Source organism: Streptomyces sp. NPDC003691 (assembly GCF_053981115.1).
This window is the reverse complement of sequence record NZ_JBSFNQ010000061.1, coordinates 1-22,724: the sequence shown is the minus strand read 5'-3', so window position 1 is coordinate 22,724 and position 22,724 is coordinate 1. Positions and strand designations below refer to the sequence as shown.

Sequence of the window (22,724 nt, the reverse complement as noted above, 5' to 3'; positions counted from 1 at the left end):
GTTCGCCGCTGAAGCCCCGCCGCGGGTCTCCGGGGCGGGGTTCGTCGGTATTCACTTTAGGGACGGCCGGGCGTGCTCCGCCACAACGCCGGAAAAGTGGCCGGTATGCCGCGCCGGGCGGTCGGCCCGGGGCGCTACGGCAGCTCGTCCGGAACCGGGCAGACGGTCTCCCACTCCTTCGCGGTCAGCGGGGGCGCGGTCAGCCGGGGGCGGCCGGGCCCGCGGAGGGTGGCGACCACGACGTCCGGGCTGAGCCAGCGGGTGGCCGGTTCGGAGAGGGTGATGACGTCGAAGAACGCCTGGGTGACGCTCATCCGCCCGGTGGCGGCCTCGGTGACCCGGTCGGCGTACGCCCCGACGAGTGCGGTCGACCGGCCCGGCGGCCGGCCCTTGGCCCCGGGGTAGAGGATGTCCTGGGAGGTGGCCATCTGCCAGGCGACGGCGACGGGTTCGGCGACGGACCGCTGCACCCTGCGGGCCAGTCCGGGTGCGGTGAGCCGGCCCGCCCGGGTCAGTTCGCGGTCCATCGCGGCCACGCCCTGGGCGGCGACGCTCATGCCCTGCCCGTAGAGCGGGTTGTAGGTGGCGACGGAGTCGCCGATGGCGAGGAAACGTTCCGGCCAGTGGGTCGCGCGTTCGAAGTAGCGGCGGCCGTTGACCGTGCTCCGGCTGACAGCGATGTCACCGGGGAGTGCGGTGGTACGGGAGAGGAGCTGGGCGACGACGGGGTGCCGGACACCCCGGGCGAAGACCTCGAACAGCTCGGGGTCCCCGGTGGGTTCGCCGCCGCGGGTGCCGGAGAGGGTGACGAGCCAGCGGCGGTCCTCGACGGGCTCGATGGTGGCGGTCTGGCCGGGGACGGGATCGCGTGGTACGGACTGCACATTGACGAGCGGGAAGTTCTCGGTCCCGGCCGGGGCCCGGTAGAAGCGGCTCGCGTAGACCAGCCCGGAGTCGACGGTCTCCTCCTCGACCCCGCCGACGCCGATCTCCTTCAGCCAGGCGCGGGCCCGGGAGCCGGCACCGGAGGCGTCGACGACCAGGTCGGCGTCCAGATGGCGTACGGTCCCCGCGGCGGAGCGGACCCGGACCCCGGTGACCCCGTGGCGGGTGCCGAGCAGACCGGTCAGTTCGTGGCGGTCCAGCAGGGTGATCCGCGGATGGCCGAGCACCCGGTCGCGTACCACCCAGTCCAGCAGGTCACGGGTGCAGGCGATCATGTACTGCATCTCGACGGGCCAGCGTCTGAGCCAGCCCTGGGCGGTGAAGGACACCAGCCCGGTGGGCAGCGGGATCCGGCGGGCCCCGGCGGTGATCCATGCCTCGGTGATGCCCGGTATCAGCTTCTCGATCACCCGGGCGCCGCCCGAGTACAGCACATGCACATGCCGGGCCTGCGGGAGTTCGCGGCGCGGGAGGGGACCGTCCGGCAGTTCGCCGCGCTCCACCACGGTGACCTCGTCGGCATGGCGGGTCAGGACCTGCGCGGCGAGCATCCCGGCCATCCCGCCGCCGATGACCACGGCGCGGGTGGGCCGGCGCGGGCCCCGGGTGCCCTCCGGACGGAGGGGCGCTGGCGAAGACGGAGAAGTCATGACGCGGTTCGGCTTTCTGGGCGGGCCGGGGACTCCGGCGCGACGGAGAGTGCGGCGGTCACCGCGGAGGAGGTGAGGACCTTGGACAGCAGGAGCAGCCGGCTGCGGCCGGGGCCGAGGAACTCCGCCAGGGCGTCGGCCCCGGCGGAGGGCCCGTCGTGGACGTCCGCGGCCGGGCCGCCGGGTCCGGTGCCCGTGGCCGCGTGCCGGATCATCGCGGCGATCGCCACGGCGTCCGCCGTCTCGCCCGCCGGGGAGTCCGGGCCCGCTCCGGCGGCGGCCAGGACCCGCCGCCGGACGCCGTCGTCGAGCCGGGGGTGGAGCCGGAGCAGGGCGTCGTGAATGCCCGTCTCCCGGACCGTCAGCCGCATATCGGCGTCCGACCACCAGGGGATCGCGGAGTGGAATGCCGTGTCGGCACCCCCGCGGGTACGGTTCAGCAGCCGCCAGAGCCTGCCCAGCCGCAGATAGGCGGTCCAGTTGCCGGCCAGGGCGCCGAGCCGGGGGCCGACCAGCGGCAGCAGGAAGCCGCAGGTGACGACGAAGCCGCCGAGGGCGACGATCGGCGGTGCCACGGTCGTACTGAGGTGGTCCCAGTCCCGCCCGGCCCAGCGGGCGATCACGGCGGAGAGTTTGGTGACCGCGAACGTCAGATTGAGGCCGAACCCGGCGACCAGCACGACCAGCCCGGCCCGCAGCCAGCCCGCGACGGCCCGCGCCCAGCGCAGGCACATGGAGGTCGTCACCACGGCGGACACCAGATGGGCACCGAGGTAGGTGACGATCATCTCGCGGATGTACGGGGTGGTGGCGTAGTACGTGTCCAGATCGCGCAGCCGCTCCACGGGGGCCTCCCCCAGGGCGAAGAACACCGGGAGGGCGGTGATCGCGACCGCGTACAGCGCCAGCCACATCCGCGAGCTGCGCCGCACCCGGTCCGGGGGGCCGCCGCGCCAGTTGACGACGAGGACCAGACAGGCGCAGCTGAAGGAGCCCATGATCACGTACACCAGGGGACCGGAGAAGTTCGGGACGCCGGTGATCCGGTTGACCGCGGTGATGGTGGGCGGGGCAGCGAAGAAGAAGCATGCGGCGGCGGTGAAGACCAGGAAGCACACGCAGCGCACCAGCGGATCGCGCCAGTTGTGCCGCAGCGAGGGCAGTTTGGCGACGAAGGCGATGGTCAGGGCCGCGGCGGGCAGATAGTAGTCAGTGCTCCGCACGGCTCAGCACCGGCCGGAGGGCGCGGACGGGGCCCGGCCCGGCGTCCACGGCGCGGTCCGGCGCGCCGGGAGTTTCCGCGCGCGCCGGGGCGCCCGCGGGGCCCACCGGATCCCGGAAGCCGCTCGTCCGTGCCGTTGGCCCACCTGCCACCACTCCCCCTGGCTCCGCCCGCCGGCCGTCGTGCCGTCGCGGGACCGGTCCCGGACTCCCCTTGGCCGGATCCAACCCCCGCTTTCCGTACGGCTCTTCACATTTGACCACAACGGGGGACCGGCCGTCCGGAGGAGGCTACCGCCGCGGCCGGGCCCGCGCGCCCCCGGTGCGCCGGACGGCATCCCCGCCGGGCCGGGGCGGGCCCGGTCCGGCGGGGGTGCTCCCGGCGGGGGGTGTGGCTTATGGTCTGTTCAAGGTGTTCATCCGGGCACAGGGTCCGGATCTGTTTGGGGGTTGTTGGCATGGTTGCCGGTCGTGTGGTGCGGTTCGACGGTATGCGGGGTTACGGCTTTATCGCTCCCGATCATGGTGGGGAGGACGTCTTCCTGCATGTGAACGATCTGTTGATTCCCGAGCAGTACGTCCGCTCGGGGCTGGCCGTCGAGTTCGAGATCGAAGAGGGTGACCGCGGTCTGAAGGCCTCGTCCGTGAGGTTCCTGGACGGCGCGGCGGCCCCGGGTGTCCCGTCGGGGCCGGGTGTCGCCCCGGCCGTGGTGTCACGGCCCGCGGCCGTGGACGGCGAGGACCCGCTGTGCGACGTGTTCACGCCGGAGGAGTTCAAGGCCGAGATCACGGAGCTGCTGCTGAGGTCGGCGCCCACGCTGACCGCCGAGCAGATCCTCCAGATCCGCCAGGGGCTGCTCCAGTTCGGCAAGAACCACGGCTGGACCGAGGGCTGAGCCGCTGAGTCTCCGGGGCCGCGAGGCCCCTGACGTACGCCGGTGACCGGCCCGCGCGGGTTTCCCGCGCGGGCCGGTCTCTGCTGTTCCCGCGGGCCGGTCTCTGCTGTTCCGGGGCGTCCACCGGGATTGTTTCCGGGGTCACCGCGCGTGGCACGCCCGTGCCGCCGCGCAGCCGTGCGGCGGGGGCGGCGGGCTTTCGGTGCGGCGGGGGTGTCGGTGCGGGCCGCCGGGGTCAGGGGAAGAGCATGATCCCGAAGGCGATCACCACCACGACGGCAAGGGCGATCATCCCGGCCCGCCACAGCCCGCTGTGGGGCACCTTGGGTCCGGGCGGTCCGGCGCCCGTGCCGCGTGGCCGGTCCTCGGGGAGTTGCGTGTCCGGAGGCCGGTCCCGGGAGTAGAAGTCGTCGTCGGCCATGACCATCACCTGCCACGGGCCGGAAGGGGATTCCTACCCGAATTTTACTCTTCCGCGGCGGCCGACGGCGGCTGCTCCCGTCCGGCGGTCCGGAGGTGGTGGAACGCGTACGACCGCCAGGGACGCCAGGCGCCGGAGGCCGTGGCGGGGTCCTCGCCGGGGAACACATCGGGGTCCCCGAGGGCCCTCATCCTGATCCGGGCGGCCGTGCCGGGGCCTATTCCGGGAAGCGCGGCCAGCTCCTCCTCCACCGCGTCCCGGTCGGCCCCGGGGTCGAGGGGTACGCCGCCGGCCAGCGCCCCGGCCAGGGTCCGCACCGGCCCGCGCCGGTCCGGGGGCAGCTCCCCGAGAGCCGCCCCGGCGAGGGCGGCGGGCTCGGGGAAGAGATGGGTGAGTCCGCCCGAGGGCGCGGTGAGGGGCTCGCCGTGGGTCCGTACGAGGGCGTGCAGCCCGCCGGGCTCCGCGGGTCCGGCGACGATCCGGAGCGCCGTCTCGTGCGGGTCGGCGGCGCCGGGGGCGCGCAGCCCGGGGCAGGCGGCGACGAGCGGGGCGAGCAGGGGGTCGGCGCCCAGTCGCTCGTCCACGGCGCGGGGGTCGGCGTCCAGGTCGAAGAGGCGGCGCATCCGCTGGCCCGCGGTGGTCAGATCGCGCAGACAGCTCAGGTGCAGCCGGCATTCCAGCCAGCCAGCTGCCGGGCCGGGCCGCTCCGCGACCTCGGCGATGCCGGGACCGCCGGGCAGTCGCAGGGTCCGCCGGTAGCTGCGGCGGCCGGGCGGACCGGTGATCTCCTCGACGCCGGGGACGGCGCGGGCGGCCAGGAAGTCGAAGACGCGGGCCGTGGCGTACGGGGTGCGGTGGGCCAGCCGGAGCGGGATGCCGGCGCCGCCACCCGCGGGGACGGTCCGGACGGCGTGCCCGGTGCGGCCGGGGCGGGCCGAGCGCAGTTCGCCGGGGGTGGCCGCGTAAATCGCGCGGATGGTGTCGTTGAACTGGCGGACGCTGGCGAATCCGGCGGCGAAGGCGATGTCGGCGGCCTGGAGGCTGGTGGTCTGGAGCAGTACCCGGGCGGTGTGGCCGCGCTGGGCGCGGGCGAGCGCGAGCGGTCCGGCGCCGAGTTCCGCGGTGAGCTGCCGCTGCACCTGGCGGGCGCTGTAGCCGAGTCGGGCGGCGAGCCCGGTGACGCCCTCGCGGTCCACCACGCCGTCGCCGATCAGCCGTACGGCGCGGCCGACGACGTCGGCGCGGGTGTTCCACTCGGCGCTGCCGGGGACGGCGTCGGGGCGGCAGCGGCGGCAGGCGCGGTATCCGGCGCCCTGGGCGGCGGCGGCCGTGCGGTAGAACGTCACGTTCTGTCGTTTGGGGGTGGTCGCCGGGCAGCTCGGCCGGCAGTAGATTCCGGTCGTGGCGACGGCGAAGAAGAAGACTCCGTCGAAGCGGGCGTCCCGGCTGGCCACGGCCGTGTAACGGCTGTCTTCCGCCCGGTCGGCGGCCTCGCGGTGCTCGGTGGTCATACGGCAAGTATGGGCAGGCCGGAGGCCTGGTTCTGGCGGGAATCGGACATGACGCTACCTGGCCGAAAATCGCCGTAGGGGTATCGCGGGGATGCACCGGTCCCGGCGTCCCGGCGGAACGTCCGGCACGGGCCCGGCTCGCAGGGCGGCGTCGGCCACCACCGGCGGGCCCGGTCCGGCACCCGGTGGAACCGGCCGGACACACAGGGAGACCGGACCGCCCCGGGCCCGGGGCGGCCTCGCCGCGGCACCCCGGCCCGGGGCGGAAAGTCAATGAGGTGACATAGCCGGAGTTTTTCGGGCATTCCACCCTGCTGACCGGTCGCCGGGACCGCGACCGGCACCCGGGCGGCCGTCCGCCATCGCACCGGCAGGGGCACGATCACTGTCGATTCCGGCGAGTCGCCTTTCCCGGTCAGGACCGGGAGAAATCCATGGGAATCCGTTCAACTGGTCCCAGGTGAACATCAGTTGTCTCGCCAATTGATCGATCCTCGTCACCTTCTTGTCGGAATCGACGGGATGAGTAAGATCGGCGCGCAACAGGGGGTGGAGCCGGGTCTCCACCCGCCGAAGCCACCCCCCCACCGTTTCAAGAGGGCTCATGACGACCACTTTGAGACAATCCTGCCTGCGCGTTTCGGCAGGCCATCGCGGAGCCGCGGGAACGGCGACGGGCTGATGGCCCCGGACCAGTTCCGCCCCGTCTACCATCCGGCGGGCCACGACAACGAACTGCGTACCGCCGTAGCGGACTTACGGACGGGCCGCTGGTTGTCGATGCGGAATCTGCTGAACACCACTCAGGGCTGGGGTCTTTGGACGCAGCGCACGCAGGTTCTCGGCGCGGTGGCCGCCGGATCGGATGCCGTACGAGCCTGGCTCGCGGAGGAACCGGAATCTGTCGCGGCCCATGTGATGCAGTGTCGGGTGACCGTCGAGCGGGCCCTGCGGGCGCACCGGGAGAACCATCTCCGTACTCCCGAGTGGTGGCACGAGGCATGGGAGGCGTGCCGGGTCGCCGCCCAGTACGGCCCGGACGATCCCGTGCCCTGGGTCTGTCTGCTGGCCCTGTCCCAGCTCGACGAGAAGCAGAAACTGGAGGAGCACCGGCAGCTGCCGCCGGGGCCGATGCTGTTCCCCGGGCCGTGGGGCCTGCTGTCGGAGGCGCACCGGCGCGATCCGTACAACCGCGAGGCGTACCACCGGATGCTCCAGTTCGTGTACGCCCGCAAATCCGGCGGCCATCTCTCCGAGGCCGTGAACTTCGTGCAGTGGGCCGCCTCGACCGCGCCCGCCGGTTCGGCGCTGCTGGTCCTGCCCCTCTTCGTCCGGGTCGAGCGCTACCGCCGGGACCGCGGCCACGAGCGCGCGCTCGACCTGCACTGGGTCACCGAGGACGCGCTCCGGGAGGCCGTACTGGCCCTGGACGGCTGGTTCGACCGGACCGACCCGCGCCCGGCTTCCCTGCTCGACCTGAACCATCTGGCCCATGCGCTCTGGGGCGCGGGCCGTTTCGTCGAGGCGTCCCGCGTCTTCGAGGCGCTGGGGCCGTTCTACACCCCGCCGCCCTGGCAGTACCGATCCCAGAACCCCGGTGACCCCGGCCTGGCCGAGGAGATCTTCCTCCGGGCCCGTAACCGGTGCTTCACCGCCGCGCGTGACGCGGGCTACTGAGCGCGGCCCGGTCCCGCACCCCGGCGCAATCCGCAGGATCCGTCCCCACGGAGGTCCCACATGTCCCTGTCGCCACCGCGATGGGCCCGTTCCACCCGCAGAAACCCACAGAACACCGCACCGCCGGTCGACGAGGAGGCCAAGCTCCGCGAACTGGGCTATCAACCGGTACTGGCCCGCCGGATGGGAAGCTTCGGCAACTTCGCCATCAGCTTCTCGGTGATCTCCATCCTCTCCGGCTGTATGACCCTGTACGGCTTCGGCATGAACACCGGCGGGCCGTCGGTGATGCTCTGGGGCTGGCTGGGCGTCGGGCTCTTCGTGCTCTGCGTCGGTATGGCCCTGGCCGAGGTCACCAGCGCCTATCCCACCTCGGGCGCGCTGTACTACATGGCCGACCGGCTCGGCGGCCGCAAATGGGGCTGGTACACCGGCTGGCTCAACCTCCTGGGCCTGCTGGGCGCGATCGCCGGCATCGACTACGGCGCCGCCCTGTTCATCGGCGCCTTCGCCAATCTCCAGTGGGGCTTCGACCCGACACCGGGCTCGACGTTCCTGATCTTCCTGGCCATCCTGCTGCTGCACGCCACGCTGAACCTGTTCGGGGTGAAGCTGGTCAGCGTGCTGAACTCGGTCAGCGTCTGGTGGCATCTGGGCGGTGTGGGCCTGATCGTGGGCGCGATCGCGTTCATCCCCGACAACCACCAGTCGCCGGAGTTCGTGTTCACCGAGTTCGTGAACAACACGGGCTGGGAGAACCCCTTCTACGTGGCGGCCATCGGACTGCTGCTCGCGCAGTACACGTTCTCCGGGTACGACGCCTCCGCCCATCTCTCCGAGGAGACGTCGAACGCCTCGGTCTCCGCGGCCCGGGGCATCGTCCGGGCCATCTGGGTCTCCTGGATCGCCGGGTTCGTCCTGCTGATGGCGCTGACCTTCGCCATCCAGGACTACGACGGCGCGCTCAACAGCGAGACCGGTGTACCACCCGCCCAGATCCTGCTGGACGCGCTCGGCTCGGGCGGCGCCGCGGCGCTGCTCCTGGTGGTGATCGTGGCGCAGTTGTTCTGCGGCAACGCCGAGGTGGCCGCGGCCAGCCGGATGGTGTTCGCCTTCAGCCGTGACAACGCGCTGCCGGGTTCGAAGCTCTGGCGGAAGGTGAGCCGCCGGACGCTGACGCCGGTGCCCGCGGTCTGGCTGTCGGTGGGCTTCGCCGGGGTCCTGGCACTGCCGTCGCTCTGGTCGACCACGGCCTACGGAGCGGTCACCGCGATCAACGTCATCGGGATCACCCCCGCGTACATCATCCCGGTCTATCTGAAGCTCAGGGCCGGTGACCGGTTCCAGCCGGGCCCGTGGACCCTGGGGCGGTGGAGCAAGCCGATCGGCTGGACCGCCGTGGTGTGGGTGGTCTGTGTGACGGTGCTGTTCCTGCTGCCGCAGTCCAGCCCGGTGACCGTGAACACCATGAACTACGCCTCGGTGGCGCTCGCCACGGTGCTGGTCCTGGCGACGGTCTGGTGGTTCGTGGCCCGCCGTTCGTACAGCACACCGCCGCCCTACGGCTCGGCGCGCGAGCAGGCGGAGATCGCCGAGCACATCGTCTGACGTCCCGTTCGCCGACATCCGGCGACCGTTCCTCACGAGCACCTCGCGGCGCTCGGCGCGGAACACCCCGTGGGGGCCGACCCCGCCGACAGGAACCGGCCCCCACGGGCGTGTCCGTGCCCCCACTCGCCGAAGGGTCCGGCGAGCCGCTGCCCGGGGGCTGTCAGTGGTCCGCGCCATGCTTGACGGACCGGCACCGCTCCGAGGAAGAAGGCGATATGACCGATCCGGAAACCACCGCGGCCCAGGCGTACGTCCGGCTGCTCGGCGCCACCCGCGCCGCCATCGACGGCCCGGGCCGCTCGCCGACGGCGCTTCCGCTGCTGACGGCGCCGATGGCGGAGGCGGACGAGGCCCTCGACGCGCTGGGCATGGCGGGCAACGAGGCCGCGTTCTTCGCACTGGTGGGGCAGTTGCTGCCCGGCCCGCCCCGGGACCGGCCGGGGGACTGACGGACCCGGCGGCCGACGGACCGGCCGGTCGACCGGCCCACCTGTCGACCGGCCGACCGGCGGATCCGGAGGCTCCCGTTCAGCGCGTTGCCGCAGGAAGCGCCGTACGGCACTCCGCACGCCCCCCGGATCCCCACACCTCCTTTCTCACCCCCTTGTCGACTCCTGTACATGTCAATACGTTCCGGGTCGACCACAGAAAGACCCGGCCCCAAGGGGCTGTTCAAAGGGGTAAGCATGAGACATGGGGGACGGATGAGAATCAGCATGCGGCGTTCCTTGGCGGTCGTGGGAGCCCTGCTCCTGCTACCGCTGGCCACGGTCTCGGCCCAGGCGGAGAACGGCGATCCGCTCTCCGCCGACCGGGTGGCCGCCATGGCACCCGGTGAACAGGCCAGGGTCCTGGCCCCGCTGCGGGCCACCGCCGACGCCGTGGCGAAGATCGGCCTCGGTGCCCGCTCCGATGTGTACACACAGGTCGCCCTGGGCTCCGACTACCGCTCGGTCAAGCTCTATCTGACCGATGTGTCGCAGGGGAAGAGCTTCCTCGCGGCCGTACGCAGGGCCGCTCCCCGGGTGGACACCGGCCTGGTCGACGTCCTGCCCGGCAAGAAGACCCGCAAGGCGCTCTCGGCCGAGATCGCCGCCCTCGACTCCGCCCGGAACCTGCCCTTCGACATCGCGCTGGCCGGGCCGGCGGTGGACGGCAGCGCCATCGACCTCCAGGTGGACAACCCGGCGGCGGCCCGGGCCCACTTCGCCGCCCCGGCCGTGGCGAACGCCCGCGCCGAAGCCGACGCCACTCCGCTCCGGATCACCAAGTCGACCGGCGCCCGCCCGCTGACCAGGGAGAACGACAGCGCGCCGTTCTACGCGGGAGCCGCGCTCGGCCCGAACTACAGCGGCCGCTCCCACTGCACCAGCGGTATCCCCGCGATCAGCACCTGGGACGGCCGCCAGTGGCTGGCCACCGCCGGACACTGCTACAACGTCAACGACCACGTCTGGACCGTCGGCGGCAACTACATCGGCCAGGTCAAGTTCAAGCGTCCCGAAATCGACGCCGCCTTCATCGAGACCAGGACCTACCGCTACACCTGGGACGGCGTCGACGCCACCGGCTACACCCGCTACCTCAACGGCGTCCGCAATGTGGCCGTGGGCGACTTCACCTGCCAGCTCGGCTACAACTCCAAGGTCGTCTGCAATATCCGCACCGTCTACGCGGGCAACGCGACCTGGCCGGTCAACGGCTACACCATCGTCGGCAGCTACGGTGTCCCGCACTACGGCGGCATCGTGGGCCGCGGCGGAGACAGCGGCGGACCGGTCATCACCATCAACGACCCCAACTCCCGCCAGCTGAACGGCATCATCAGCTACGGCACCGGCTGCAACGCCGCCAAGGAGTGCAGCGGCGGTGTCGCCTGGGTCGACGTCTGGTCCGTCTTCAACAACTTCGCGATCAAACTGAATCCCTCCTGACCCGAGCCCCTTCCGACCCGGATCCCTCCGATCGGCCTCCGGCCGGCCGCTACGGGCCGCCACGCGGTCGCGGCCCGTGGCGCGCACCGGCCGGAGGTCTCCTCCCGGGCCACGGCCGGGCGGGCCCCGGCTGTGGCCCGGGAGACCCGGCCGGGGCACCGGACCGGGGCCGGTCAGGCCCCGGCCGGGCCCGTCGTGTCTCGGGAAGACGCCGGCGGGCCGCACCCGGCAAACCCGTTCCCGACGACCGTTGACGCACCCCCGGCGTGCGCGCCGATGCTCTCCAGCAGCCCACCAGTGAGTGGACGGAGAGACCGAAGGTGTGTCTGTCGTGAATGTGCGCAGTAGTCAGAACCTCAGCATGAACGCCCCCGGCGGGAGAGCCCGGCGCGCCGGACGCCGCAGCCGGGTCGCGCTGCTCGCCACCGGGCTGGCCTCGGTGGCCGCCCTCATCACCCCGAACGTCACGGCCACGGCCGCCCCGGCCGAAGCCGCGCAGCAGACGTCGGGGGTGTCGCACCGCGGTCCGCTGCTCGATACCGAGCTGACCACCCGGGCGCAGGTCGACGAGTGCTTCCGGTCGATCGGCGGCCCCCGGCCCGCGCCGCAGAACGGGGTATGCCCCTCCGGATTCCAGCCGAAGATCAACGGTGCCTATGTCTGGAGCGCCGCCCGCTCCGGCGACTACGCCTACTTCGGCACCCTCGCCAATGTCACCTGCAACGCCTCCTCCACCTACAACGGGGACATCACGCCCCATCTGGTGAAGAACGCGGACGTCTGCGAGTACGGCAAGGGCGCCACCGCGGGTGCGCTGGGCCCGGTCTACGGCGACGCCCGTACCCCGCAGGTGCTGCGCGTCAACGCCGACACCCAGAAGACGGAGGACATCACCCCCGCCGCCGATCCGCTGATCAAGCGGACCATCGGCCTGCGGGGCGCCGCCGCCCACAACGACGTGGTCCTCCTCTTCGGCCAGCTGGTGGCCGAGGGCCAGACCGTCGGCCACGGCCTGTCGATGTTCGCCTTCGAGGGCAGCACCGGGCGCTTCCTGGGCTCCAAGGCGTACACCGATCTGGTCAGCGCCCGCGGCGGTGTCGTCGCCTCGGACAACAATCTCTATCTCGCGGGCCGTGCGCCGGGCGTCAACGGCGGCCGGGTGCTGCGCTGGACCGGCGACAAGACGAACCCGTTCGTCTTCGAGACCGTCGCCCAGCTGGAGAACGACCCCGGCTACCTCACCACCTTCAAGGACCGGCTGGTCGCCTCCGGCTGGGGCACCCAGCTGCCCGGCGACAACGGCGCGGTCAGCGGCGGCACCGCCAGGATCTGGATGAGCCCGCCGATCCCCGGGACCGGGCTGACCTTCGACGGCGCCACCGCCTGGCGCCCCGTCTTCTCCTGGGACCAGTACGACCCGGACCCGGCGCTCGGCAAGGGCGTCGCCTGGGGCGCGCTCGCCGAGTGGAAGGGCGAGCTGTACGTCGGCAGCTACAACCAGGCCGGGGTCGGCGCGGTCCAAACGATGTGGAAGGCCTACGGGCAGCCCAAGGGGGATGTGCTGCGCGAGCGCGACATGATCTCCGCTTCCCGTCCCACCACGGTCTTCCGGATCAGCGACCCGGGCACCGAGAAGCAGAAGACGACGCTGCTGTACGGGGAGAAGACCCTGCCGGTCTACAACCCCAACACCAAGCGGTGGACCAAGAAGCCCAATCTGCTGGGGCAGAGCCCGAAGTTCGGCCCGTCGGGCTTCAACGGCAATGTCGGCAACGCGTACTCCTGGACGTTCACCGTGTTCCAGGACCGGCTCTACATGGCCACCTTCGACAGCACCGGGCTGATCACCCCGGGGGCCCGGTTCACCGCGGTCAACAACGGGCTCTCCGACACCACGCGGAAGAAGCTGGAGTCCGTGGTCGGCCCCTCGCTGAAGGCCACGCTGGGCGGCGGTGACGTCTGGCGGATGGACGACCCGGCGAAGCCCGCGGTGGCGGAGACCCTGAACGGCTTCGGCAACCGCTCGCAGCACGGCGTCCGGGTCTTCCTGCCCTTCGAGGACAAGGGATTCCTGTACGCGGGCATGGCCTCGTCCTGGAACCTGCGGGCGACCGCGAAGGACCGCGGCGGCTGGGAGCTGAACAAGCTGACCCCGGGCGGCAAGCGGGCCCCGCTGAACACCGGGCTGCCGAAGGACGCGCAGAAGGCGGCGCTCAACGCGGGCGTCGGCTTCTGAGCCACGGCGGTACGCGGTCCCCGGCTCCCCGCTCCGGCGGGGAGCCGGGGATCCAGCCGCACCCCACCCCACCGGGTCACTCCTCGTCGCGGGCCCCCCGGCCCCGGTTGACCAGCCGGGTCACATGCTGCCGCGAGTGCCCGGAGAGCCGGGCGAGGTCGGTCAGGCTGATCCCGGCATCGTCGACGGCCGCCCGGTAGCCCTCGGCCCGGGCATCGGTGACGGCGCTGTTCATATCCCGCATCGCCGCGGAGAAATCGGCCCAGGCCCGCCGCATGTCGGTACCGCCGAGCAGCACGGGAGGCGGGCCGGGCCGCCGGGCGTCGCGCAGCACGGCGAGGGTCTCCTCCACCCGCCGGGCGGCCCGGCGGAAATCCCCGCAGGCGCCGATGGCGGAGTCGATCAGCTCGTAGAAGGAGGCGAGTTCGCCGTCGTCACGGGCGGTACGGCCGGGATCCGCCGGCCGGCTCCGCCCGGCCACGGCCCCGGCCGTCTCGCCCGCATCCGCGTACCCCCGTGGTCCCGGCATCATGTTCCGCTCCCCTCCCGGACGTTCTGGTCACAACGCCCCAAGTGAATCCGATGCACCATCGAATGAAAAGATCATCCAAGGACCTTTCTCGCCACGATGGACCGATATGTAATTCCGCTCTAACGTGGCTTCCAGTCCGCCAGCAGTCGGATCGCTCGGAAACGGAGTCAGCCCGTGCGACCACCGCCCCCGTCCCGGCCCGGCCCGCTCCCGCCGCCGCCCCCGGATCGTCCGCCGCCCCCGGCGGACGGCGGGCAGGACTCCGGCGCCGTGCTGCGCTACGCGGGCGGGCTGCTCCGCCCCGTACTGCCCGACCTGGTCAGCGGCGCGGTCTCCGAACTGCGCACGGCCAGCGCCTACTACGGCGATCCGCTGCTCGCGCCGCCGGACCTCGCGGAGTCGGCGCGGGAGGCGCTCGACGCCTTCGTGGCGGGTCTGATCGACCCGGGCCGGGCGGCCGATTCGGGCGAGTACGCCTGGCGTACGGGGCTGCGCAGGGCGGCGGACGGCGTACCGCTCCGGGCCGTACTGCACGCGTACCGTATCGGCGGTGTCCGGCTCTGGGAGGCGCTGGTCTCCCTCGTCCTGCGGGACCGGCCGGACCGGGCCGCCGCGCTGGCCTTCGCGGCGAGCGACGTCTGGCGCCGGGTGGACCGGGACACGGCACTGCTCGCCGAGGCGCACCGGCAGGCCGCCGGCGCACTGCCGGACACGGCGGCCCGGCGCCATCGCCCGGTACTGCGGGCCCTGCTGCGCGGGCACGCCGACCCGGTGCACGTCCCGGCGTTCGCGGTCGCCCTGGGGCTGCCGCCGGACGGCCGGTACGCGGTGGCGCTGCTGCGGGGTCCGGGCGCCGTCCGCGCCGATACGGATCCCGTGTTCGAGTCCGCGGAGGGCGTACCGCTCTACTGGTGCCCGCTGGACGGCACGACGGCGGTGGTGGCGTACCTCGGCGACCGGCCGGGCCTGCCGCCCGGGCTGATCCCGGTGGCACCGGGCGACCGCGGGGGCGTCGGTACCCCGGTGGCGGGTCTGGCCGCGCTGGGCCGGGCCCGGCGGCTGGCACAGCTGGCCCTGGCCGCCTGCCCGGCGGACGGTGTGCTGCATGCGCTCGGCGACCGCTTCTCCCGGGCCTTCGCCGTGGCCGCGCCCGAACCAGCCGCCGCGGTCGCGGACGAGGTGTTCGGCCCGCTGCGGACACTGGACCCCGCCGACCGCGCGGAGCTGCTGGCCACCCTGGCGGCCTGGCTGGACCGCGGCGGCTCGACCCGGCGGGCCGGGGAGCTGCTGTACTGCCACCGCAATACGGTCCTCAACCGCCTCCACCGGCTGGAGCGCCTCACCGGCCGTTCCCTGTCCGACCCCCGTGACCTGGTCGACCTCGCCCTCGCTCTCGACGCGGCGGACGTCACGGCCCCGGGAGACTGAGCCCGGACGGAGTGCCCCGGCCCAGCCCGCGAGCCGCCGGTATGGGCCTCCGCACACGTCCCGGCCCGGCCGCCGCCGCATCGTTGCGCGACGGGTTCTCGCAAGCCCGGCGGCGTGTGACATTCGGCTCGGCCGGGCCCGCCGCCGCCCCTCCCCCACGGCACCCGGGCACACCGCGGCGCCCCCGCCGCCGGGCGCCCCGCACCACCTGCACCACGCGGACCATCCGGACAAAGGAGTCCTCCATGCCGACCACCGCACCCGCCGCCCGCCGCCCGCTCCGCGGCCGGGCCCTCGGCGCGCTCTGCGCCGCCCTGCTGACCCTCGCCCCGGCCGCCCCCGCCGCCTCCGCGGGCACCGCGGCCGCCGCGGCCACCGCGGGCGATCCGGCCCTGAGCGTCCCCGCCGACCGGCTGGCCGCGGCCCTGGACTGCCCCTCCGGTTTCGGAGGATCCGCGAAGGATCCGGTGCTCCTGGTCCACGGGACCGGGGTCGACGCCGGGCTCAACTGGGGCTGGAACTACGCGCCGGCCCTGCGCGGCCTGGGGTACGACGTCTGCACGGTCGACCTGCCCGGCCGGTCCCTCACCGATATCCAGGAGTCCGCCGAGTACGTCGTCCATGCGCTGGCCACGATGCGCGCGGCCACCGGCCGCAAGGTCGACGCGATCGGCCACAGCCAGGGCGGCCTCCAACTGCGCTGGGCACTGACCTACTGGCCCTCGCTGCGGGAGTCCGTCGACGACGTGGTGAGTCTCGGCACCCCCGAGTACGGGGCGGCGGCCGGGGATCCGGCCTGCGTCCTGTCCTGCGCTCCGGCGCTGCACCAGATGAGGCCGGGGTCGGCGTTCCTGACCGCGCTGAACTCCGGCGACCCGACTCCCGGCGGGGTGTCGTACACCGCGGTCTACACCCGCGACGACCTGGTGGTGACGCCCTACCGGACCTCCGTCCGGCAGGGCGCGCGCAATATCAAGGTGCAGGACGTGTGCGGAGTGCGGCTGGTGACGCACATCGGCCTCGTCTACGACTCCGTGACCTTCCGGCTGGTGCGCGACGCCCTGGACCGGCCGGGGCCCGCCGATCCCGCGCGGCTGCCCACAGGCGCCTGCACGGCCGCGCCGTACCTCCCGGGGGTCGGGGCGGCCGACATCGCGTACGCGGGGGCCGTGGTGGCCCCGGCGGCGGCCACGGCCGCGCTGACCGCGCCCCGGGTCCGCGACGAACCCGCGCTGCGGCCGTACGCCTCCCGGTGACCGTCCGCCGCAGGTCCGGGCCGCGGGCGGGGCCGGGCTACAGGCGCCGGACCGCCCGGCCCCGGTCCCTGCGGCGGCCCGGAAAGATCTGGTCGCAACCATGGACAGAGCCGTTAGCGTCAATTAACTTCGTCTCTATCAAGCGGCCCGAAAAGCTCATGTTTGCCTAGCTTTTGCGCGCCAACAGCTCTGTCCATGATGGGCAATGGCGAGACGTAGCAGATATCGACTGTTCACCCGGGCGCGCACCGGACCAACTCCTTCCGCCAGTCACCAGGAGAACCCGTGACCTCTGTCCGGCCCTTGTACCCGTCGTCCCTCCCCGAGCTGCCCGCGGTCGGCGCCGACGCCTTTCTGACCGGCTCGGCCGGGGCGTACCCCGAGCGGATCGCCCTGCGCGACGGCCCGGAGACGATGACCTACGGCGAGCTGCGCGACGCCGCCCTGCGGGTGGCGGGCGGACTGCGCGCCCGCGGCCTGGGCCCCGGCGATGTCGCCGCTCTCCATCTGCCGAACACCTACTGGTACGTCGTCGCCTACTACGGCGCGCTCTGCGCGGGACTGACGGTCGCGCCGGTCAACCCGGCGCAGCCGGCCGAAGCGCTCCGCGCCCAGCTGGCCGACTGCGGCGCGAAGGCCGTCTTCACCCACCCCTCGTCGGCCGCCTCCGCGGAGGTGACGGCGGTCCTCACCGCCACCGGCCCGGTGGTCCATGTCCCCGGCTCCCCCGTGAGCCCCGCCCCCGAGAGCGTCGAGCCGCCCGGGACCTGGCTGCCGCTGGCCGCCCTGCTGGCCACCGCCCCGCTGACGGGCTACCGGCCCGGACCGGACACGGTCGCCCATCTCCAGCTCACCGGCGGCACCACCGGGCGCACCAAGGCGGTCCGGGTCCTCCACCGCAACATCGTCGCCAATGTGCTCCAGACCGTGCCCCTGCGCTCCGGCTCCCGGTTCGTCCTCGACACGGACGGCGGGCTGCGGCTCGAACGGCTGCCCGGCGCTCCGGAGACGACCATCGTTCCCGGCGACTGCGTCAACATCGCCGTCGCCCCGCTGTTCCACGGACTCGGTCTGATCGGGCACAACGCCAACACCCTGCTCGGCGCAACCTGTGTGATCACCGGCGGCCGGTTCGACGCCGAGCGCTTCCTCCGGGACATCGAGGAGCACGGGGTCACCCATATCTCCGGCTCCCCCGCCATGTACTACGCGATGCTGCGCAGCCCCGAGCTGGGCCGGTACGACCTGTCGTCGGTCCGGATGGTCACCTCGGGGGCCGCGCCGATCGACCCGGGCGCCCTCGCCCGGCTCCGCGCGGCACTGCCGAACGCCTCCGTGAACGAGGGCTACGGGCTCAGCGAGGCGACGATGGGCGTGACCATGGTGCCCCCGGGCGTCGAGGCCCCCGAGGGGACCGTCGGGCTCGCCGCCCCGGGCACCGCGATCGAGATCCGCGCCGAGGACGGGGTCACCGTCCGCCCCACCGGGGAGGCGGGCGAGATCTGGGTGAGCGGCCCCCAGGTCACCGACGGCTACCAGGACGAACCGGAGCTGACCGCGGAGCAGTTCGCCGGTGGCTGGCTGCGCACCGGCGATCTCGGGCGGCTCGACGCCGACGGGTTCCTGTTCCTGGTGGGCCGGGCCAAGGACATGGTCATCTACAAGGGGTACAACGTCTATCCGCAGCCGCTGGAGGATGTGCTCTGCTCGCATCCCGCGGTCTCCCAGGCATCCGTCGTCGGCCGCCCCGACCCGGTCGCCGGGGAGATACCGGTGGCCTTCGTGGTGCTCGAACCCGCCGCCCGGGCCGAGGCCGAGCGCGCCGACGCCTTCGTCGGCGAGCTGCTCGCGCATGTCGCCGAGCGGGTCGCGCCGTACCAGCGGGTCCGGGAGGCCCGGCTGGTGGACGCGCTGCCGCTCACTCCGACCGGCAAGGTCCTCAAAACCGAGCTGCGCCGCAGGCTCACCGCCTGAGCCGCCGCCGGACCTTCATTTCCGCCACCGTTCCGCCGTACCGAGGAGTTCCGCATGACCACCGCACCAGTGGAGTACGACAAGCTGTTCATCGGCGGCCGGTGGACCGCCCCTTCGGGTCCGGAGACCGTCGAAATCGTGTCGCCCGTGACCGAGCAGGTCGTCGGCCGGGTGCCGCAGGCCGGTCCCGAGGACGTCGACGCGGCCGTCACGGCGGCCCGCGAAGCGTTCGACCACGGCCCCTGGCCGCGGCTGCCGCTGGCCGAGCGGATCGCCGTCGTCGGCCGGATCCGCGATCTGATCGCCGCCCGCCACCGGGAGCTCGCGGAGCTGGTCACTCTGCAGAACGGCTCGCCGATGCTGTTCTCCGTACGGGGCCAGGCGCTGTCGGCCGTCGGGGTGTTCGGCGCCGCGCTGGCCGCCGCCGAGGCGTTCGAGCCGGAGGAGGAGCGGACCGGCACCGGCGGGCCGGTCCTGGTGCGCCGGGAGCCGGTCGGTGTGGTGGCCGCGGTCACCCCGTGGAACGTGCCCCAGCTGACGATCGCCGCCAAACTGGCCCCTGCCCTGCTCACCGGCTGCACGGTAGTGCTCAAGCCCGCCGCGGAGACCCCTCTCGACGCCAACTGGCTCGCCGCGCTCTGCGCGGAGGCGGGGCTGCCCGAGGGGGTGCTCTCCGTGCTCACCGGCGGCCGGGAGACCGGCGCCGCGCTGGTGTCCCACCCCGGTATCGACAAGATCGCGTTCACCGGCTCGGTCGCGGCGGGCAAGGCCGTGATGGCCGCCGCCGCGGACGGGCTCACCCGGGTCTCCCTCGAACTCGGCGGCAAGTCGGCGGCGATCCTGCTGGACGACGCCGACCTGGCCGTGGCCCTGCCGTCGATCGTGGCCGGCACCTGTGCCGCCAACAGCGGCCAGGCGTGTGTGGCGCTGACCCGGGTCCTGGTGCACTCCTCCCGGTACGACGCGGTGGCCGCCGCCCTCGGCGCGGCCTTCGCCGGGCTCCGGGTCGGCGACCCGGCCGATCCGGAGACGGTCGTCGGCCCGATGGTCAGCCGCGCCCAGCAGCAGCGGAACCTCGACTGGATAGAGACGGGGCGGAAGGAGGGCGCCACCGTCCTCACCGGCGGCGGGGTCCCGGCGGACCGCACCACCGGCTGGTACGTGACGCCCACCCTGCTCGGCGATGTCACCAACGACATGCGGGTCGCCCGGGAGGAGATCTTCGGCCCGGTGGTCTGCCTCATCCGGTACGAGTCCGAGGACGAGGCGGTCGCCGTCGCCAACGACTCCGACTACGGGCTCTCCGGCGCGGTGTTCTCCGCCGACCCGGAGCGGGCGGCGCGGGTGGCCCGCCGGGTGCGCACCGGCACCGTCTCCGTCAACGGCTTCCGCCTCGACCTCGCGGCCCCGTTCGGCGGCTTCAAGAACTCCGGTATCGGCCGCGAGTTCGGCCCGGAGGGGCTGGCGGGCTATGTCGAGTACCAGACGGTCAATCTGCCGCAGCCCGCCGCACCGGCCGCCGGCTGATCCCCCTTCACTCCCCCACCTCCGAACACCGATCCACTCCACACCGGGAGACACCCATGCGCGCCGCCGTACTGCACACCACCGGGGACGAGACCCTCGACGTCACCGAGGTCACCCCCGTCTCCTTCGGACCCGGCCGAGTCCGGGTCCGGATGCACCGGGCCGGACTCTGCCACTCCGACTTGTCCGCCATGAGCGGGGTGCTGGCCCATCCGGCGCCCTTCGTCCCCGGCCACGAGGGCGCGGGCGAGGTCCTGGAGGTCGGTGAGGGCGTCACCCATGTGAAGCCCGGCGACCGGGTCATCGTCTGCTGGATGCCGCCCTGCGACACCTGCGCGGTCTGCGCGACCGGCGACACCCATCTGTGCCGCAGCGGCTTCGGCAACCTCGCCGTCCCCAACTTCCGCGCCGGGGACCGGCCGCTGCCCGGCATGATGGGCGCCGGGACCTTCGCCGAGGAGACCGTGATAGCCGGGTACGCCGCGATCCCGGTACCCGACGACATGCCGTACGACATCGCGGCGCTGATCGGCTGCGGGGTCACCACCGGTATCGGCGCCGCCCTCAACACGGCCCGGGTGCGGCCGGGCTCGACGGTCGTCGTCATCGGTCTGGGCGGCGTCGGGGTGAGCATCCTCCAGGGCGCCCGGGTCGCGGGAGCGGCCCGGATCCTGGCCGTGGACCCGACGGCCAACCGGCGCCGGATGGCCGTGGAGTTCGGCGCGGACGAGGCGGTCGCGCCGGAGGAGCTGGCCGAGGCCGTCAAGCGGCTCACCGGGGGCCTCGGCGTCGACTACGCCTTCGAGGCGGTCGGCCGGCCGGGCACCCTGCGGGCGGCCTACGACGCGGCCCGGCCCGGCGGTACGGTCTGTCTGGTCGGCGCGGGAAGCCGCGGCGACCTCACCGACCTCAACCTCGCCGAGCTGGTGATGAACGAGAAGAAGGTGCTGCCGTCGTTCTACGGCGGCGGGGACATCCGCCGGACGTACGCCACCATCACCGGGCTGTGGCGATCGGGCCGGATCGACCTGGAGTCGATGATCACCCACCATGTCCCGCTGGACGGCATCAACGAGGCGATCCGTCAGATGCACTCGGGCGAGGCGCTGCGCACGGTCGTCGACATCGCCTGACGGAGCCGGTGCCTCCGGCGGCGGAGGGGTCCGCGGCCGCCGGGGCACCGCACCACCGCGCGGGGACGGCGGCGCGGCACGGATCCGGGCGGGCAGCACGAACGCCGCACCACCGCGCGCGGGGACGGCGGGAGCCGTACGGCGGTCCGGGCCCGCGCCGGAGGAACGGCGCCGAGCCGTCCGAGCGCCCGGACCGTACGGGCGGACGGCGGCCGGGCCCGCCCCGCCGCCGCCCGCCGGGCCCGGCCGGGGATCCCGTGCCAGGCCGGCACCGGCACCCTCAGGATCCGAGTCCGGACGTTACTTCTGCTTCACTTTCCTCGGCATGGTCACCGTCAATGGCCTTATGGGGACGGGCCCTGACGCCCCTGCGCCGTCCCGCGCCCGACGACAACAGGTGAAGAACGGGTCACCGCGGCCATCGATTGGGGTACGTTGTGCGGATGAACGACGCCGCCGACCGCACCGGTCCCCGTACCGCCCCCGCGGCGGCCGCACCGGATGCGCGCCGGGGGGCCGGAAGGGCCGCCGGGGGCGCCCGGCGCACGGTCACCCGCAGGCCGCCGGACCGCAAGGAGCGGATCGTCGCGGCCGCCGCCGAACTCTTCCGCGACCGGGGCTACCACAATGTCTCGGTGGCCGATGTGGCCGGTGCCGTCGGGATCACCGCCCCCGCGCTCTACCGGCATTTCCGCGGCAAACCGGATCTGCTGGCGCAGGTCGTCGACCGGACCGTCGGCACGGTCACCGCGACTGCGGCGGACGCCGTGGACCTGGACTCCTATCTCGCGACGACCACCGCGCAGAGCATCGAGCGCCGCGGCGCGGCCGTCATCTGGCAGCGGGAGGCCCGGCATCTGCCCGAGGAGCACCGGGTGCGGGCCGGACAGTCGCTGAGCGCGGCCGCCGGGCGGCTCGGCGAACTCATCGGGGCGGAGCGTCCGGAGCTGACCGCGGCCGACCGCGCCCTGCTCGCCTGGGCGGTGCTCTCGGTGGCCGGCTCCCTCTCCTGGCACCGCACGTCCCTGCCGCGCCGGCGCTTCGAGGAGGTGCTGCTGCGGCTGGCGAACGCGGCGGCGTACTGCCCGCTGGGCGCCCCGGGGGCGGAGGGCGGGCAGGGCCCGGCCCTGCCGGGGACGTATGCCGCGCTCGCCGTCTCCCGCCGGGAGGAGATCCTCGGCGCCGCGCTCCGCCTCTTCGACGAGCGGGGTTTCCAGTCGGTGAGCACCGACGACATCGGCGAGGCGGCGGGGGCCTCGGGGCCCAGTATCTACAAGCACTTCCCGACCAAGACCGACCTGCTGATCGCCGGAATCGTGCGGGGCGGCGAACAGCGCCGCGCCGGCACGGAGCGGGCGCTGCGGACCCCGGGCACCCCGGACGAGACCCTCGACCGGCTGCTCCGTTCCTATGTGGACTTCGCCCTGGGGCACGGGCATCTGATCGGGCTGATCCTCGGCGAGCTGGACCAGCTGCCCGAGAAGGAACGGCGGTCGGCCCGCCAGGCGCAGCGGGAGTATCTGGCGCTCTGGGGACGGCTGCTGGAGGAGGCCCGGCCCGGCACCGACCCGGCGGAGGGCCGGATCGTGGTCAGTGCGGTGCTGACGGTCGTGGACAACGCGGTGCGCACGGGGCGGCTGGGGGCGCGCCCCGATCTCGGCGACCGGCTGGTGGAGATCGGCGCCGCCCTGCTGCGGTCCGGCTGATCCACCCGCGTCCCGGCACCGGAACCGTGCCGGGCTCATGGTGCGGCGCATCGACGTGACCGGAAC

General features: G+C 73.4%; 17 protein-coding genes. 12 read left to right on the top strand and 5 right to left on the bottom strand.

Annotated elements, in window-relative coordinates:
* Positions 1–134: 134 nt before the first annotated feature.
* Positions 135–1,496 (bottom strand): FAD-dependent oxidoreductase, encoded by a 1,362-nt coding sequence (locus ACWDR0_RS25025; protein WP_456354000.1) that lies wholly within the window; start codon positions 1,494–1,496, stop codon positions 135–137.
* 95 nt (positions 1,497–1,591) lie between these two features.
* On the bottom strand, positions 1,592–2,818 hold the full coding sequence (locus ACWDR0_RS25020; protein ID WP_456353999.1) for an MAB_1171c family putative transporter: 1,227 nt from the start codon (positions 2,816–2,818) through the stop codon (positions 1,592–1,594).
* A 456-nt stretch (positions 2,819–3,274) separates the two neighbouring features.
* Between ACWDR0_RS25020 and ACWDR0_RS25015 the strand changes: the two genes are divergently transcribed.
* Complete coding sequence (locus ACWDR0_RS25015) at positions 3,275–3,712, top strand: cold-shock protein (RefSeq protein ID WP_456353998.1); 438 nt, start codon at positions 3,275–3,277, stop codon at positions 3,710–3,712.
* A gap of 235 nt (positions 3,713–3,947) precedes the next feature.
* Here ACWDR0_RS25015 and ACWDR0_RS25010 read toward each other — a convergent pair whose 3' ends face one another.
* On the bottom strand, positions 3,948–4,133 hold the full coding sequence (locus ACWDR0_RS25010) for a hypothetical protein (RefSeq protein WP_456353997.1): 186 nt from the start codon (positions 4,131–4,133) through the stop codon (positions 3,948–3,950).
* 44 nt (positions 4,134–4,177) lie between these two features.
* A complete protein-coding gene (locus ACWDR0_RS25005) occupies positions 4,178–5,644 on the bottom strand; it encodes an AlkA N-terminal domain-containing protein (protein ID WP_456353996.1) in 1,467 nt (488 codons plus the stop codon).
* A gap of 681 nt (positions 5,645–6,325) precedes the next feature.
* On the opposite strand from ACWDR0_RS25005, the gene ACWDR0_RS25000 reads away from it, so the two are divergent.
* The 5 genes from ACWDR0_RS25000 to ACWDR0_RS24980 all read left to right on the top strand — a co-directional run bounded on the left by ACWDR0_RS25000 (position 6,326) and on the right by ACWDR0_RS24980 (position 13,102).
* On the top strand, positions 6,326–7,321 hold the full coding sequence (locus tag ACWDR0_RS25000) for a hypothetical protein (protein ID WP_456353995.1): 996 nt from the start codon (positions 6,326–6,328) through the stop codon (positions 7,319–7,321).
* A 60-nt stretch (positions 7,322–7,381) separates the two neighbouring features.
* Positions 7,382–8,929, top strand: coding sequence for an amino acid permease (locus ACWDR0_RS24995; RefSeq protein ID WP_456353994.1), 1,548 nt, complete (start codon positions 7,382–7,384; stop codon positions 8,927–8,929).
* A 218-nt stretch (positions 8,930–9,147) separates the two neighbouring features.
* Positions 9,148–9,381, top strand: coding sequence for a hypothetical protein (locus tag ACWDR0_RS24990; protein ID WP_456353993.1), 234 nt, complete (start codon positions 9,148–9,150; stop codon positions 9,379–9,381).
* 267 nt (positions 9,382–9,648) lie between these two features.
* Positions 9,649–10,866 carry a hypothetical protein gene (locus ACWDR0_RS24985; protein WP_456353992.1) on the top strand — a complete coding sequence of 406 codons (1,218 nt, stop codon included), beginning with the start codon at positions 9,649–9,651 and terminating at the stop codon, positions 10,864–10,866.
* A 322-nt stretch (positions 10,867–11,188) separates the two neighbouring features.
* Entirely contained in the window at positions 11,189–13,102 is a 1,914-nt protein-coding gene (locus ACWDR0_RS24980) for a hypothetical protein (protein WP_456353991.1), read from the top strand.
* Between the two features lie 76 nt (positions 13,103–13,178).
* Here the strand turns inward: ACWDR0_RS24980 and ACWDR0_RS24975 are convergent, their stop codons facing one another.
* Positions 13,179–13,634 carry a helix-turn-helix domain-containing protein gene (locus ACWDR0_RS24975; RefSeq protein ID WP_456353990.1) on the bottom strand — a complete coding sequence of 152 codons (456 nt, stop codon included), beginning with the start codon at positions 13,632–13,634 and terminating at the stop codon, positions 13,179–13,181.
* Between the two features lie 174 nt (positions 13,635–13,808).
* On the opposite strand from ACWDR0_RS24975, the gene ACWDR0_RS24970 reads away from it, so the two are divergent.
* The 6 genes from ACWDR0_RS24970 (at position 13,809) to ACWDR0_RS24945 (ending at position 22,658) form a co-directional block, all read left to right on the top strand.
* On the top strand, positions 13,809–15,062 hold the full coding sequence (locus ACWDR0_RS24970) for a PucR family transcriptional regulator (protein WP_456353989.1): 1,254 nt from the start codon (positions 13,809–13,811) through the stop codon (positions 15,060–15,062).
* A 245-nt stretch (positions 15,063–15,307) separates the two neighbouring features.
* On the top strand, positions 15,308–16,318 hold the full coding sequence (locus ACWDR0_RS24965) for an esterase/lipase family protein (RefSeq protein WP_456353988.1): 1,011 nt from the start codon (positions 15,308–15,310) through the stop codon (positions 16,316–16,318).
* Positions 16,319–16,603: 285 nt separating this feature from the next.
* Positions 16,604–18,292: a class I adenylate-forming enzyme family protein gene (locus ACWDR0_RS24960; RefSeq protein ID WP_456353987.1), complete on the top strand. Its 1,689-nt coding sequence runs from the start codon at positions 16,604–16,606 to the stop codon at positions 18,290–18,292.
* Between the two features lie 54 nt (positions 18,293–18,346).
* On the top strand, positions 18,347–19,819 hold the full coding sequence (locus ACWDR0_RS24955; RefSeq protein ID WP_456353986.1) for an aldehyde dehydrogenase: 1,473 nt from the start codon (positions 18,347–18,349) through the stop codon (positions 19,817–19,819).
* 56 nt (positions 19,820–19,875) lie between these two features.
* Positions 19,876–20,952, top strand: a complete 1,077-nt coding sequence (locus ACWDR0_RS24950) for a zinc-binding dehydrogenase (protein WP_456353985.1) — start codon at positions 19,876–19,878, stop codon at positions 20,950–20,952.
* A 443-nt stretch (positions 20,953–21,395) separates the two neighbouring features.
* On the top strand, positions 21,396–22,658 hold the full coding sequence (locus ACWDR0_RS24945; protein WP_456353984.1) for a TetR/AcrR family transcriptional regulator: 1,263 nt from the start codon (positions 21,396–21,398) through the stop codon (positions 22,656–22,658).
* Positions 22,659–22,724: the final 66 nt, after the last annotated feature.